The organism is Maritimibacter sp. UBA3975, from assembly GCF_002384975.1.
GTDB lineage: Bacteria > Pseudomonadota > Alphaproteobacteria > Rhodobacterales > Rhodobacteraceae > Maritimibacter.
In genome coordinates, this window is the sequence record NZ_DGCP01000012.1 from 430,049 (window position 1) to 443,698 (window position 13,650).

Genomic DNA, 13,650 nt, shown 5'->3' on the forward strand with positions numbered 1-13,650 from the left:
CCAGCCCCCGTCGCGCGGTGCGCGCCTCCCCCGAAGTATTTGCGGAACGAAGAAGCGGGGCGTCAGACTCCGACTTCGGGGCCGAGGCACTGGAGCGGCTCTTCGGACTCGCCCGTCTCGTAGAGTTCTTCGTATTCGGGGTTGTTCTCGAATTGCGCCACGAGGGTCGAGCCGCGCAGATAGAAGGACCAGCACTGCGGGTCGGGGTTGTCCTCATAGACGAAGCAGATGTCGCCTTCGGACGGATACCAGTAGCCGGACTTGCAGCGGCCATCGAGGAAAGACCAGCGGACCTTGCGGTCGGGGAGGTAATCCTCGCCCCCGTAATGCTGGCCGTCGAAACCGTACATCAGGGTTTTCCCGGTGACGTAGTCCTCGAATTGCTGCGGGGTCAGGCGCTCGGTCTCGGCGGCGGTTGCGGCGAGCGGCAGGAGCGCGGCGAAGAGGGCAGTGCGGATCATGCGGGGCGTCCTTTGTGGGCGGCGAGCACCGGGTTCATCACCCGGCGCCAGAGTTTCGGAAAGAGCGCGAGGGCGGCCATCGCCGGCAGCGTCGAGGGAAGCGTTGGCGCGTCGTCATGGGCGGCGAGCGCCGGGTAGGGGCGGGCCGGATGCGCGTGGTGGTCGGAATGGCGTGGCGCGTTGAGCATCAGGTGGCGCGAGAACCAGTGGCCCGCGTTCCAACTGTGCTGCGGCCCCACAGGCTCCAGCTTGCCGTTCGCACGCGTAGCGCGGGTCAGGCCGTAGTGCTGGACGTAATCCGATAGCAGGAGTTGTGTCGTGGCGTACCACGAAATGAGCAGGTAGGCGCCAAGGCCTGCCCAACCGAAGGCGAGTGTGGCAGTCAGCACGAAGGCGAGGGCACCCGCGCAGTAGATGACGTATGGATTGACCCCGCCCGTGCCGCGTCTCGCAAGATCGGCTTTCTCAGCCCGGTATCCTTCCACGAAGCTGCCCAGCCACGCGCGGCGGGAAAAGGCGTAGAACCCCTCGTTCTCGCGGGCCGAGTTCGGGTCCTGCCGGGAGGCGGCGTAGCGGTGGTGCACCTTGGTATGGGCCGAGGTGTGGTGGCCGAAAAGGAGCGAGATATAAACCCATTTGCCTAGCTCGAAGAGCGGGCGGCGGGACCGGTGAATCAGCTCATGCGCGTTGGAATTCGACACCTGTCCGAAGAACAGCCCCGCGGCGGCGAAGAGCGCGAACCATGTCGCCGGGTGCAGCCCGCCGGTGGCCAGTGCGCGCAGGACGAGAAACAGGAGCGGGAAGTGCAAGAGCGCCAGCAGGGCGGACAGCCCGTCGGCGGCCGGAAGCTCCCGCGTCGGGTCGGCGGGCGTGTCGACCGCCCGGATGAGTTGGTCCATCGCAAAGGTGAAAACCGTCATGTAAGCGAAGGCCACCCAGACCCACACTCCGCCCGCCAGCGCGCCCGCCGCAATCAGGGCGACCGGGGCGAGGGTGGCGGCGGCATAGGCGCGGACGGGATGTTCCATGGGCAAATGATACGCGTCGTGCCGCGCCGCGGAAAGCCCCGCTTCACCTCGCGGCGAATGAAACCTTGACGCATGGGCCGCGTGCGCCATTCTGCGCCGCGTGGAGGGACCTGCATGATCGCACCGCTTCTCGTCTGGACCGGTATCCTGGCGGCGATGATCTATCTTCCCCTGACCGAGGATGAGCCATCCTGGCCGCGCACGTTGGTAAAGGTGCTGCCGCTTGCCGTGTTCGCCGGCGCGGCGTGGCTTTCGGGCAATACCGCGTTTCTCGTTGCGGGGCTGCTCCTGTCAGCGGTCGGAGACGGCGCGCTCTCGCGTCACGGGCAACAGGCGTTCCTGTTCGGGCTTGCGGCGTTTGCATTGGCGCATCTGCTTTATGCGCTGCATTTCCTCGTGCTGTCGCAGACGCCGCTCTGGGAGGCATTCATCGTCAACACGCCGATGGCCGTGTTCCTCGTGGCCTTCGCGGTGCTGGGCGAGGTCTGGCTCATCCCCTATACCCGCCACCTTGCGTGGCCCGTACGGGTCTATGTCGGGCTCATCACGTTGATGGGGCTGGCCGCGCTCACCCTTCCCATCGGGACAGCCTTCCTCGGTGCGGCTTTTTTCATTGCGTCTGACACGCTGCTTGCGTTCCTGCTGTTCCGGCTGGACGAGGAAAATCCGCTCACCTGGCGGCTGGGCTGGGCGGTCTGGATCTTCTACATCGCCGGACAGGCGATGATCCTGTCCGCCTGAGGCTTCCAAATCCGTGAAATCGCGATTAGGTGGAAGCGAAGACCGGAGGCGAAATGTCGTTTTTCAAGAAACTCAAGGATCGGCTGACGAAATCCTCCTCGAAGCTCGAAGAAGGGCTCGAGGCGATCGTCGAGGACGGGGGCGAATCCGAGGAGGTCGTGGCATCCGAACCGCAGCCGCGCCCTGCGCCGGGGCCGGATGCGGAACCGGGGCCAGCGCCCACGCCCGAACCGGTGCCGGAGAACGTGCCGCAGCCGGACCCGGTGACGCCGCCGGAGGAACCCACGCCCGACACGCCACCGACGGAAGTGCCGACGCCGGACAGCGACCCTGTGCCCGATGCGCCCAGCGTGCCGGAACCGGGGCCGCAGGAAGTGCCGCCGACGCCAGACGTGACACCGGGCACGCCGCCGCGCGAGGCGCCGCAGCCAGCCGACCCGAAACCCGACGTGACGCCGATGGAGATCGACTTGCCTGCGCCGGGCGAGGGGCCGGGGGATGGCGATGCCGCCGAAAAGCCGGGCCTGCTTGGCAGGCTGCTGGGCCGGGGCGGGACCAAGACGACAGTCGTGCGCCGGGTTCTGGACGACGACATGCTCGAAAGTCTCGAAGAGCTGATGATCGCCTCGGATATGGGCGTGGATACCGCGCTGCGCGTGTCGGCCAACATCGCCGAAGGGCGGCTCGGGCGGAAAGTTTCGGTCGAGGAAATCAAGGAAATCCTCGCGACCGAGATCGCGCGGGTGATGGAGCCGGTGGCGCGCCCGCTTCCGATCTATTCCAAGCGGCCGCAGGTCGTGCTTGTGGTCGGCGTGAACGGCGCGGGCAAGACCACCACCATCGGTAAGCTCGCGAGCCAGTTCCGCGCCTCCGGAAAATCGGTGGTGATCGCGGCAGGCGACACGTTCCGCGCTGCCGCCGTGGAGCAGTTGCAGGTCTGGGGCGAACGCGCGGGCGTGCCGGTGCTGACCGCGCCCGAAGGATCGGATCCGGCGAGCCTTGCCTACGACGCGATGACCAAGGCGCAGGCGGATGGCGCGGACCTTTTGATGATCGACACGGCAGGCCGGCTTCAGAACCGCGAGGACCTGATGGCCGAGCTGTCCAAGATCGTGCGCGTCATCAAGAAAAAGGACGAAAGCGCACCGCACAACACGTTGTTGGTGCTGGACGCCACCACGGGGCAAAACGCGCTGAGCCAGGTCGAGACGTTCCAGAAGCTCGCGGACGTGTCCGGGCTCGTCATGACCAAACTGGACGGAACCGCCAAGGGCGGGGTGCTCGTCGCGCTGGCCGACAAGTTCGGCCTGCCGATCCATGCAATCGGGGTTGGCGAGCAGATTGATGACCTTGCGCCCTTTGACCCCGACGACTTCGCGCGGGCGCTGACCGGGTTGTGAGGGGCCGGGAGGCCCCTTTCGCCGGTCCTTCTCAGGCTTGCAGAGGCGGAGAAACCCTGCGTGACGGCTTTTCGCGATCTTGGTAAATAACCTGCCGATCTGCCCAATTGTTTTCAAAATTGCCGTTTATGTGCGATGATGATCGCAACAATGGTTAGGTTTTCCTAACCCATAACGAGCAGACAGTGGGTATGGCCCGTCGCAAGACATCGGAACCGACACTCCTTCTCAAGGGCACGCGCACCGCGATGTCCTTCGTGGCCGAGGCGCGTCGACTGGCCATTTCCGACCCCTATCCCGAGGACGGACAACCGGGGTATTCGGTCATGGCCGATGTGCTCGCCCGCGCCGTTCTGTTCGCCAACTGGGAGGTGGTCGGGGCGGCTGCGCTGATCCGTGCCGGGGACGAGGTGCGGGTGGCCGAAGCCGGGCTTCTGGGTCCGTTCCGCACGGATGAGTTCATGCGCCGTCTCACTTGGCGCATGCTGGCGGATGCGACACACGAACTCGCGGATATCGCAATGATCGACGACGCCTGGCGTGAACCGCTCGACATCGAGGCCTTTATTTCGCGACGCCGCATTAACCGGGCCGAGGACAAGGCCGCGCGCCCGACGCCGATCGGCCAGATCGAGATTCCCATCGATCCGGCGACTGCTGCACGCCTCGCCCAGCTCGATCCGCGCGACCGGCGCAATGGAATGCCCCGTGCACCCCGGAGGGTCTCGCTGTAATCAGCGCGGATGAGCGACTGGATTCGCGGCCTCGAAGGCACCGAGGCCGGACATACCGCAGCCCTTGCGCTGGCCCTCCTTGCGGCCCTGCTGCACGCCCTCTTCGGTGCGTTGCAGAAGGGACGCCATGACCCGTGGCTGTCGCGCGGGGCGATAGACGCCTCCTATGGCATCATGGCCACCCCCTTCGCGCTCTTCGTCGTGCCGTGGCCCGATCCGTCGCTGATCCCGTTATTCGCGCTGATCGTGGTGATCCATATTCTCTACAAGATCGCGCAAGGCGTGACCTATACGCTCGGCAGTTACACGGTGGTCTACCCGGTCGTGCGTGGCACGGGTCCGCTGTTCACGGTGATCGGCGCCGGTTTCCTGTTTGGCGAGCACTTCACGGTCGTTCAGTGGATCGGGGTCGCGCTGCTCGTTACGGCGATCTACGGGCTGGCGCTCTACAACCTCCGGCACTGGCAGGTGGACCGCGAGACGCTCAAGCCGGCGCTCGTCATGGCCGTGATCACTGGCCTGTTCGTCGCGCTGTATACCACCGTCGACGCCTATGGCATCCGGGCGACGCCGGACCCGTTCACCTTCCTCGCATGGTTCTTCATGCTCGACGGAATCACCTTCGCCATCGTCGGCGCGATCCGATATGCGCGCATGAAGGATCGCCCCACACCCGGCCCGCTCGCCCTGCGGAGCCTCACCGGCGGGCTTATCGCGTATTTCTCGTTCGGGTCGGTGATGCTGGCCACGAGGCTCGACGATGTGGGCGAGGCCGCGGTTCTGCGCGAGACTTCGACTGTTTTCGCCGCACTGATCGGCTGGCTGGTCCTCAAGGAGTCCACCGGACCACGCCGCGTCACGCTCATGGCCCTCATCGCAGCAGGGGCTGTAATCGTGGAAATGGGTGGTTAAATAGGGGTGATCCACGCGAGCGACAGGGGCGTAACGACAGCATGAGCGACATGAGCGAAAGCACCGGGCAGGACACGTCCAAGACCTCCGAACGGACTGTGAATCCGTGGCTGCGGGCAATTCTGGAATACGGACCCATCATCGCGTTCTTCGTCGGCTACATGCTCGTGCGGGACATGAGCTTCACCGTGGGCGGGCGCGAATACGAGGGCTTCCTGGCCGTGACCGCCGGGTTCATCCCGCTTCAGGCCTTCTCGACTTTCCTGTTATGGCGCGTGACCGGCAAGATCTCGGCCATTCAGATCGCGACCGTCGTGCTGGTGGCGGTGATGGGCGGCATATCTCTCTGGCTTAACGATGAGCGCTTCATCAAGATGAAGCCGACGATTCTGTATGTCTTTTTCTTCCTCGTCTTGGGCTTTGGCCTTTTGCGCGGGCAGAGCTATATCAAGGTGGTGATGGATCATTCCGTCCCGATGGAACACGAAGGCTGGATGATCGTGACCCGCCGCCTCGCCTTGTTCTTCCTTGGGCTCGCAGTCTTGAACGAAGGCGTCTGGCGCACGATGTCGACGGACGCCTGGGTCAATTTCAAGACCTTCGGTCTGCCGCTGGCCATCTTCATCTTCTTCATGGCCCAGTCGGGCGTGTTCAAGAAATACGGCATCGAGGACGATGACGAGGCCGAAAAGGCCGAATAAGCGTCAACCCGCCCGCCGCACAAGCCGCTCCCACATCTGGCCCAGCGGACGGCGCGCGATGCGCCGTTCCGGGAGCGTCACATGCTCCAGCCCCCAGCTTTTCTGCGCGTTGTAGCCCTTTGAGCGGTCGCGCAGGCATTCCCAGGTATCGTTCTTCACCCGTGCTTCGTCCGTGCGGGGCTTGGACGCCTGATCGGCGCGCGAGTGGTCCATGTGAAGAATGGCCATAGGGGCGCGTAGAATGACCTGCACGATCCCGCGCGCCCGGGCACGGTAGACGATGAAACTGTCCAGGTGGGTGAAGGTATCCACCCGCTCCCAGAATCCGCCCATCCTCTCCCACACGGCCCGACTGGCGAGTATGAAATCGCCTGCTGCATTGTTGTGAACGGCGTAGCGCAGGAACGGCATGTGCGGGTCGTGGGACCAGTCGTGGGTGAGCACGGTGCCGTCGTGTGAGAGCACTTCACCTTCGATGGGTTGGGTGCCCTTGCGGGTGGCGGGATCGGCAAAGCCCGTGGCGTACCGCTTGTTGCGCGCAAGCACCTCGAACACATGGTGGCCGATTTCGGCATAGGCCGCGTCCACGGGGCCGGTGCGGCCGGGGAAGTCGCGGAAGTCGTAGCGGTCGGCCCGGTAAAACGCGTCGTCGCGCAGCCTTCGTTGAGCGATGAAATCCATCAATTCATCGGTGAAGACGATGTCGGCATTCGTTTCGAGAATGAAATCACCGCGCGCCCGCTTGATGCCGACGTTCTTGCCTTGAAATTCCAGCACAGGCAGCTTCGCGCCACCGGCGAGACTGTCGTGCGTCGCGCGGTCGACGGTAATGATGCGCACGTCGGCGTTCATGTGCCAGTCCACCGCGTCCGCGATGGAGGGGCGGTCGGAGAGCGGGTTCCAGTTGACCACGACCACTTCGAACAGGTCCGGGTGGCGCTCGGCCTGTCGCCGCAGCATCCGGGCGAAGAACGTGACACGGGCGAGGAAATCGCCGCCGTAGTCGTCGTTGCGCGCCACGACGACGATCGAGAGGTAGGGCCGGCTCCTCATGCGGGTGTCCTCTCTGCAATGTCGGGTCTGGCCCGACCGACGAAGGTGCGGCGACGGGGCCGGGAGACACACTGCCGCGCCGGGCGCATGGCACAGTGCCATCGGAGTGTCGCGAAGCGCGGGACGGAAGTATTCAATGGACGGGCGTTAATCTGGTCATGGTTCGTGGGAGTGTAATGCACTCGGCCAGAAAACACCCGACACCGCGCACAAAGTCAACGCAACCTGAACGTGCGCAGGAGTTTTTTGATGCGGCTGTTGCGCGGCGCGGGCGTCTCCGGCGCGAGAAGGTCGAGATAGAGTGCCGCCAGTTGGCGCGCCGGACCAGCGCCTGGGGGCAGTGTCAGCCCGGCCTCGTTTACGAGAGCGTCAAGCCGGGCGCGTGTCTCTGGCGCCAGCCGTCGCATCTCGTCGTCGAGCGGCGCGGTCAGCATCGCGTGGCGGTGTTCCGCAACGTGCGCGCGGTAGTCGAGACCCGTATGGGCCGCGAGCCATTCGAGCTCCAGGGCGAGCCGCTCCGGGTCGATGCAGGCGAGTGGCGTTTTGAACCGGGGCCCGTCGATGGATTGCTTGAGGAGCCGCAGGAACCGCTTGCGTGCCTCGGCCAGTCGCGGGCGCCCCGTCGAAACCGCCATTGCGCCGTTGAAGATATACAGAAGCCGCGTCACTTCGGCGTTCAGGCTCTCGTTGCGCTGCTTTTCGCGATAAGCGTCCCCGGGAATCGCGCAAAAGTCCGCGAAATCGCGCACCGGAGAGCTGCCGGTGAGATTCGCGGGCACGAAATCCCGCAAGGTAAGCTGATCCGGCGGAAGCGCGTCCACCCAGACGGCAAGGCGTTTTCGGTACTGAAAGGGATCGAAGTCGCGCGGCAGCCGGTCGAATTGCTTGAGCCGCTGTTGCAGCGCGGAGCCGAACAGGCCCATCGGCTCGCGGACGTAGCCGAACACCTCCAGCCGCCGTCCGGAACCTTCGATCCGGTCCTTGAGCCGCAAAAGCGCCGCGTCGCCCGCGTTGCTGATGACTTCGGAAGACAGCACGAGCGTCGGGGTGTCGCGGGCGAGTTCTTCGGTAAAGGCCGTGTCCCACCGCGCCCGCCGTGCCGCGATCGCCTCCGGGCTGTGGCCCCGGTTGAGATGCTGGCGCATCCGTGCGGGATCGTCGGAGAGCAGCGTCGAGAGCGGCAGGTTGTGAAACAGGTTCTCTCCGAAGCGCACGACCCGCACGTCGCCCGTATCCACGCCTGACAGCGACGCCTGGATCGAGGACGAGCCGGTCTTTGGCAGCCCGATATGAAGGATGACGCGGCGCATCCCTAGCCTGACGCGCTCACCGCTTGAACAGCACCTTCTGCGCGTCCTTGTCGTCCTGAAGCTTGGAGCGGTGTTCGGCGCCCACGGCCATGCCGGTCTTGACCGCCTCACGCGCCCCCACGGTGTCGAGCCAGCGGGCGAGGTTGGGCTTGTCGTCCAGCGTCTGCTCCTGCCGCTCCCACAGCGACGCCCAGCCGTAACACGCCATATCCGCGATGGAGTAGAAGTCACCGGCGAGGTATTCCGTCTCGCCCAGCTTCCTGTCCATCACGCCATAAAGCCGCCCGGTCTCGGCCCGGTAGCGATCCTTGGCGTAAGGCAGGTCGTTGGGCGGGTCCATCGCGGGCGCGTAGGTGAGGAAGTGGTGCGCCTGTCCGGCCATCGGGCCTAGACCGCCCATCTGCCACATGACCCATTGGTCCACCGCGATGCGGTCACGCTCGGTCGGGCCGCAGAATTGCCCGGTCTTGCGCGCGAGGTATTGCAGGATCGCGCCGGATTCGAAGATCGAGACGGGTTCGCCGTCCGGGCCGTCCGGGTCCACGATAGCGGGCATCCGGTTGTTCGGCGCGATCTTGAGGAAGTCCGGCTCGAACTGTTCACCCTTGCCGATGTTCACATAATGCACGTCATAGGGCAGGCCCATTTCCTCAAGCGCGATGGTGATCTTCCATCCGTTCGGCGTGGGCCAGTAATGCAGCGCAATGGGTTGGGTCATGTCTCGCCTTTCTCCGCGCGCAGGTCGCGGTCGTTGCGGGTGATAGGTGTGGCTCGGACCTATCTGTGCAGCCGTGGCGAAAAGGTTCAAGCATTATGGCGTCACAAGTCCGCACATGCAGTGCGCGTTTCGGGGCGGTGTCAGGATGCCGCGCGGGACGCGAACGGCAGGAGGGACTCGCGCACTGGCAGTGGAGCGGCCAGCCGGGCAACGGGCACGCGTCCCCGGATCACCGCGCCGTAGAAGGGCAGGAGGCCGGGGCGCAGGTAAAGGCTCCAGTGACAGATCCGGCGCGTTGGGGCGGCAATCGGGTGGCCCAGACGGGCGAGGCGGGCACGCGTCGCGGCCCGGTCGACAGGCAGGTCGACCCAGCCGCTCACCTCGCCCATCCCCGCCCCGATGGACCGCCCGCGACAGCCGAGTACGGCCTCGAGCATCAGGTCGAAGGCCGTGTTTTCGGCGCTGGTGACGTTGAGCACGTCGGCCACCCGACCCGCGGGCGACGCCATCGCCGCCCGCGCCACGGACCGCAACTCCGTCCCGGCGAGGAGGATGATCCGGCCCACGCTGCCCGGCGCGGCGTCGGACAGGGCCGACAGCGCGACCCGTGCGCCCAGCGAATGGGCGAGAATATGAGAGGGTCGGTCGAGCCCGTCCATGAAATCCGCAAGCGCACGACCGGCGCTGCCGGCACGGTGGTAGGCCTGCCAGATCGTGCCGGTCCCGGTCCAGCCGAACGCGATCACAAGCGCCTCTGATGGTCCGAACCCGAGATGTCGGGGCCATGCCGCGACCTTCCAGTGCGAACGCGGTGCGCCTTCGGCGAGGATGGAGCGGTGCGGGCATCGACCCGGCGTGCCGGGGGCGTATTTGAAGCCGTGGATCAGGATGACGACCGGGGCATGGGCGGGAAGCGCGGCGCGGGCCCGGGCGAGCGCTCCGGCATCGTAATCCAGCCCGTCGGCGGTCGCGTTGACGATTATGTGCGGCATCCGTTCGTGCCCCGCTGCTCTGGTCAGAACAACAGTGCCGCGCCCGCGTGAAGCCTGCTTAACCCTTGCGTAACGGCTGCGTAACACCCCGTTCATCTTGACGTGCGGCGGGGGCGGGGCTATCGCAGGGGTCGTGGCGATTTGTTACCGGATTGCGGGCCACGTTAATCAAACCGCTAAAGAGGTCTGGGACGATGAACGCCCCCGGCTTTACCGGTTGGGCGTTTTTTGTTGGAGACACGGCATGGACAAATATTCAAAGCGCACCCGGGCGGTGCACGGCGGGTCGCGCCGCAGCCAGTATGGCGAGCTGTCCGAGGCGATGTTCATGACGCAGGCCTTCTGCTACCCGACGGCCGAGGCTGCCGAGGCGCGGTTCGTGGAGGCAGGGGATGACGAGTTCATCTATGCCCGCTACGGCAACCCGACGAACCGGATGTTCGAAGACCGTCTTGCGCAGCTCGAGGGGACCGAGGACGCCTTCGCCTGCACCTCTGGCATGGCCGCTGTGACCGGGGCGCTCATGGCGCTGACCAAGGCGGGGGATCACGTCGTCTCGTCACGCGCGCTCTTCGGCTCCTGCCTATATGTGCTGGAGGAGGTGCTGGCGCGCTTCGGAGTCGAGGTGACGCTGGTCGACGGCACCGACAATGCGGCCTGGGAGGCGGCGATCCGGCCCGACACCCGGCTTGTCTTCCTCGAATCCATATCGAACCCGACGCTGGAGGTCATCGACCTCGCCCATGTGATCGACGTGGCGCATCGCAACGAGGCGCTCGTCGTGGTGGATAACGCCATGATCACGCCGGTCTTTTCCTATGCCGCGCGGCTCGGGGCCGACCTCGTGGTCTATTCCACGACCAAGCATGTGGATGGGCAGGGGCGGATGCTGGGCGGCGCGATCTGTGGTTCGCGCGCGCTTATCCGGGGGCCGATCGAGGCTTACATGAAACATACAGGCGGCGCGATTAACCCCTTCGCGGCCTGGACCCATCTCAAGGCGCTGGAGACCATCGATCTGCGCGTGCGCGCACAGTCGGAGACAGCTCTGTTCATCGCGAACGCCCTTGCGGACCACCCCAAAATCAGCCGGATGAGTTTCCCACTCCACCCCTCGCACCCGCAGTACGAGGTGGCGAAACGGCAGGCACCTTCGGGCGGAACGGTCCTCGCCTTTGAGGTGACAGGGGGCAAGGAGGGCGCGTTCAGGTTCCAGAATGCGCTGGAATTCATCATCATTTCCAACAACTTCGCTGATGCCAAATCCATCGCGACCCACCCGGCCACGACCACCCATCAACGCCTCCCGCAGGAACAGAAGGACGTGCTGGGAATCTCGGACGGACTGATCCGTTTTTCCTGCGGGTTGGAGGATCCGGCGGACATTCTGTCGGATATCGAACAAGCCTTGTCGGTGATCTAAGGCGACAAGGGCAGCGTAAACTGGTAAATCCCCGAGGCGAACCCCATATCGGGGGCCTCACTGACCTGGGAGGGCCGGTCATGAATCATGTAACGCCGAAGGTGCTTGCCGCGCCGGATACCGAGGATGCGAAAGACGCGCTTCGGGTTCTGCGCGATTGGGCACGGGGAGCGACGCCGGAAGAGGTGGCAGCGCTGGACCCCGTGATCTCGCGGCTCCTGCCGGGTGGCGAGGTGTCGAACTACCCTGCGCTGTCGCGCGAGTATGACGCTGATTTCGTGGTCGACGAGCTTTACAAGGCGAGCCTGCCGGACCTTCAGAACGGCCCTGCCTCGCTCATTCAAGGCGAGCGGCAGGACATTCAGCATGTCGGCATCTCGAACTTCCGCCTGCCTCTGCGCTACCGCACCCGTGACAACGGCGACCTTCAGCTCGAAACCTCGGTGACGGGCACCGTCAGCCTCGAGGCCGAGAAGAAGGGCATCAACATGAGCCGCATCATGCGCTCGTTCTATGTCCATGCGGACGAAACGTTCTCGTTCGAGGTGATCGAGCGGGCGCTGGACGACTACAAGACCGATCTCGACTCGCTGGATGCGCGCATCGAGATGTCCTTTTCCTTCCCGATGCGGGTGAAAAGCCTGCGGTCCGGGCTGGAAGGCTACCAGTATTACAACATCGCGCTGGAACTGGTTGAGGCGCAGGGCGTGCGGCGCAAGTTCATGCATCTCGACTATGTCTATTCGTCCACCTGCCCCTGCTCGCTGGAACTGTCGGAACATGCCCGCCAATCGCGCGGGCAGCTCGCCACGCCGCATTCGCAGCGCTCCGTCGCGCGGGTGTCGGTGGAGCTTGCGCCGGGCCAGTGCTGCCTGTGGTTCGAAGATCTGATCGACCTGTGCCGCGCCGCGGTGCCGACCGAAACGCAGGTCATGGTCAAACGCGAGGACGAGCAGGCGTTCGCCGAGCTCAACGCCGCCAACCCGATCTTCGTCGAGGATGCCGCGCGGCTCTTTACCGAGCAACTCAAGGCCGACGACCGCATCGGGGATTTCCGGGTGGTCGCGAGCCATCAGGAGAGCCTGCACAGCCATGACGCCGTGTCGATCCTGACCGAGGGCGAGACATTCCGCGCACAGTCGCTCGACCCGCGCCTCTTCTCAACGCTGATCCATCAGGGGTAAGCTGTCGCCCGGGAGGACCGGGTTATGAAAGCAGCCTTTGCGCCGAAGTACGGACAGGCGGATGTCGTGGAAATCCGCGACCTGCCGCGTCCGGTCCCGCAGACCGGCGAAGTGCTGGTCGAGGTTCACGCGACGACCGTCACCCGTACGGATCGCGAAACCTTGCGCGCCCATCCGTGGTTCGCCCGCCCCATGACCGGGCTCATGCGCCCGAAGCAGCCGGTGCTGGGTGTGGATTTCGCAGGCCGCGTGGCCGAGGTCGGGGCGGGTGTCACCGGCTTCAGCCCCGGCGACCGGGTTTTCGGCCTGTCGCCTGTGCGCAATGGCTGCCATGCCGAATTCGTGGCGGTGGCGGCCGACGGTGCCATTGCTCGGCTACCGGACACGATCCCGTTTCACGAGGCGGTGGTGGGTGAGGGGGTATGGTATGCGCACAGCAACCTCGAAGCCTTCGGATTGGGTCCCGGGCAGAACGCGCTGATCTATGGCGCGTCGGGTGCGATCGGGACCGCCGCGCTGCAACTGGCCAAGGTGCGCGACGCCACTGTGACAGCGGTGGTCGGGCCGCAGCACATGGCGCTCGCCCACGACCTCGGGGCGGATCTTGTGATCGACTACACGAGCGAGGATTTCACCCGTCGCCCCGAGCGTTACGACCTCGTCTTCGATGCGGTGGGCAAGACGACTTATCCCGCCTGCCGCCGACTGTTGAAACCCGACGGCGCCTTCTATGCCTCCGACCTCGGCCCTTGGGGTCAGACGGCCTGGCTTGCGCTCTGGTCCGCCATCGCCCGTACCCGGCGTGTGGCGATCGGGATGCCGCGCGACCCGCGTGACGTGATCGGTTTTTTGGGCGATATGCTCGCGGATGGCCGGTATCGCGCTGTCATCGACAGCCACTATCCGCTCGATGACATCGCCGACGCCTATGCCCATGTCGCCACGGAACAGAAGACCGGGATCGTCGTGGTTGACGTGAAACCGGGCTGAGGC

General features: G+C 65.2%; 14 protein-coding genes and 1 riboswitch. Of the genes, 8 read left to right on the top strand and 6 right to left on the bottom strand.

Annotated features, from left to right (window positions below; all coding sequences use genetic code 11):
* Positions 1-62: 62 nt before the first annotated feature.
* On the bottom strand, positions 63-461 hold the full coding sequence (locus B2585_RS16015) for a hypothetical protein (RefSeq protein WP_292024948.1): 399 nt from the start codon (positions 459-461) through the stop codon (positions 63-65).
* Positions 458-1,489, bottom strand: a complete 1,032-nt coding sequence (locus tag B2585_RS16020; protein ID WP_292024949.1) for an alkane 1-monooxygenase — start codon at positions 1,487-1,489, stop codon at positions 458-460. Before B2585_RS16020 ends, B2585_RS16015 begins: the two co-directional genes overlap by 4 nt.
* A gap of 114 nt (positions 1,490-1,603) precedes the next feature.
* Between B2585_RS16020 and B2585_RS16025 the strand changes: the two genes are divergently transcribed.
* From B2585_RS16025 to B2585_RS16045, 5 genes are all read left to right on the top strand, one after another.
* Positions 1,604-2,230 carry a lysoplasmalogenase family protein gene (locus B2585_RS16025; RefSeq protein WP_292024950.1) on the top strand — a complete coding sequence of 209 codons (627 nt, stop codon included), beginning with the start codon at positions 1,604-1,606 and terminating at the stop codon, positions 2,228-2,230.
* 53 nt (positions 2,231-2,283) lie between these two features.
* Complete coding sequence (gene ftsY, locus B2585_RS16030; protein WP_292024951.1) at positions 2,284-3,630, top strand: signal recognition particle-docking protein FtsY; 1,347 nt, start codon at positions 2,284-2,286, stop codon at positions 3,628-3,630.
* A gap of 191 nt (positions 3,631-3,821) precedes the next feature.
* Positions 3,822-4,364: a hypothetical protein gene (locus tag B2585_RS16035; RefSeq protein ID WP_292024952.1), complete on the top strand. Its 543-nt coding sequence runs from the start codon at positions 3,822-3,824 to the stop codon at positions 4,362-4,364.
* A 9-nt stretch (positions 4,365-4,373) separates the two neighbouring features.
* Positions 4,374-5,276 carry a DMT family transporter gene (locus tag B2585_RS16040; protein WP_292024953.1) on the top strand — a complete coding sequence of 301 codons (903 nt, stop codon included), beginning with the start codon at positions 4,374-4,376 and terminating at the stop codon, positions 5,274-5,276.
* Between the two features lie 50 nt (positions 5,277-5,326).
* A complete protein-coding gene (locus B2585_RS16045; protein ID WP_292025001.1) occupies positions 5,327-5,977 on the top strand; it encodes an inner membrane-spanning protein YciB in 651 nt (216 codons plus the stop codon).
* Between the two features lie 3 nt (positions 5,978-5,980).
* On the opposite strand, the gene B2585_RS16050 is transcribed toward B2585_RS16045, so the two are convergent.
* From B2585_RS16050 to B2585_RS16065, 4 genes are all read right to left on the bottom strand, one after another.
* Positions 5,981-7,030, bottom strand: a complete 1,050-nt coding sequence (locus B2585_RS16050; RefSeq protein WP_292024954.1) for a hypothetical protein — start codon at positions 7,028-7,030, stop codon at positions 5,981-5,983.
* A gap of 215 nt (positions 7,031-7,245) precedes the next feature.
* On the bottom strand, positions 7,246-8,340 hold the full coding sequence (locus B2585_RS16055) for a hypothetical protein (RefSeq protein ID WP_292024955.1): 1,095 nt from the start codon (positions 8,338-8,340) through the stop codon (positions 7,246-7,248).
* A gap of 16 nt (positions 8,341-8,356) precedes the next feature.
* Positions 8,357-9,058 carry a glutathione S-transferase N-terminal domain-containing protein gene (locus tag B2585_RS16060; RefSeq protein WP_292024956.1) on the bottom strand — a complete coding sequence of 234 codons (702 nt, stop codon included), beginning with the start codon at positions 9,056-9,058 and terminating at the stop codon, positions 8,357-8,359.
* 140 nt (positions 9,059-9,198) lie between these two features.
* Complete coding sequence (locus tag B2585_RS16065) at positions 9,199-10,050, bottom strand: alpha/beta fold hydrolase (protein WP_292024957.1); 852 nt, start codon at positions 10,048-10,050, stop codon at positions 9,199-9,201.
* 123 nt (positions 10,051-10,173) lie between these two features.
* Positions 10,174-10,251: riboswitch (SAM riboswitch) on the top strand.
* Positions 10,252-10,294: 43 nt separating this feature from the next.
* Here B2585_RS16065 and B2585_RS16070 point away from each other — a divergent pair.
* From B2585_RS16070 to B2585_RS16080, 3 genes are all read left to right on the top strand, one after another.
* Entirely contained in the window at positions 10,295-11,473 is a 1,179-nt protein-coding gene (locus B2585_RS16070) for an aminotransferase class I/II-fold pyridoxal phosphate-dependent enzyme (protein ID WP_292024958.1), read from the top strand.
* Positions 11,474-11,553: 80 nt separating this feature from the next.
* Entirely contained in the window at positions 11,554-12,657 is a 1,104-nt protein-coding gene (gene folE2, locus B2585_RS16075) for a GTP cyclohydrolase FolE2 (RefSeq protein WP_292024959.1), read from the top strand.
* Between the two features lie 24 nt (positions 12,658-12,681).
* The gene (locus B2585_RS16080; RefSeq protein ID WP_292024960.1) at positions 12,682-13,647 is read left to right on the top strand and encodes an NAD(P)-dependent alcohol dehydrogenase; all 966 of its coding nucleotides are present in this window, start codon (positions 12,682-12,684) and stop codon (positions 13,645-13,647) included.
* Positions 13,648-13,650: the final 3 nt, after the last annotated feature.

Coding starts and splice junctions, on each gene's coding strand:
- B2585_RS16015 (WP_292024948.1), bottom strand. CDS start 461: ATGATCCGCACTGCCCTCTTCGCCGCGCTCCTGCCGCTCGCCGCAACC.
- B2585_RS16020 (WP_292024949.1), bottom strand. CDS start 1,489: ATGGAACATCCCGTCCGCGCCTATGCCGCCGCCACCCTCGCCCCGGTC.
- B2585_RS16025 (WP_292024950.1), top strand. CDS start 1,604: ATGATCGCACCGCTTCTCGTCTGGACCGGTATCCTGGCGGCGATGATC.
- ftsY (WP_292024951.1), top strand. CDS start 2,284: ATGTCGTTTTTCAAGAAACTCAAGGATCGGCTGACGAAATCCTCCTCG.
- B2585_RS16035 (WP_292024952.1), top strand. CDS start 3,822: ATGGCCCGTCGCAAGACATCGGAACCGACACTCCTTCTCAAGGGCACG.
- B2585_RS16040 (WP_292024953.1), top strand. CDS start 4,374: ATGAGCGACTGGATTCGCGGCCTCGAAGGCACCGAGGCCGGACATACC.
- B2585_RS16045 (WP_292025001.1), top strand. CDS start 5,327: ATGAGCGAAAGCACCGGGCAGGACACGTCCAAGACCTCCGAACGGACT.
- B2585_RS16050 (WP_292024954.1), bottom strand. CDS start 7,030: ATGAGGAGCCGGCCCTACCTCTCGATCGTCGTCGTGGCGCGCAACGAC.
- B2585_RS16055 (WP_292024955.1), bottom strand. CDS start 8,340: ATGCGCCGCGTCATCCTTCATATCGGGCTGCCAAAGACCGGCTCGTCC.
- B2585_RS16060 (WP_292024956.1), bottom strand. CDS start 9,058: ATGACCCAACCCATTGCGCTGCATTACTGGCCCACGCCGAACGGATGG.
- B2585_RS16065 (WP_292024957.1), bottom strand. CDS start 10,050: ATGCCGCACATAATCGTCAACGCGACCGCCGACGGGCTGGATTACGAT.
- B2585_RS16070 (WP_292024958.1), top strand. CDS start 10,295: ATGGACAAATATTCAAAGCGCACCCGGGCGGTGCACGGCGGGTCGCGC.
- folE2 (WP_292024959.1), top strand. CDS start 11,554: ATGAATCATGTAACGCCGAAGGTGCTTGCCGCGCCGGATACCGAGGAT.
- B2585_RS16080 (WP_292024960.1), top strand. CDS start 12,682: ATGAAAGCAGCCTTTGCGCCGAAGTACGGACAGGCGGATGTCGTGGAA.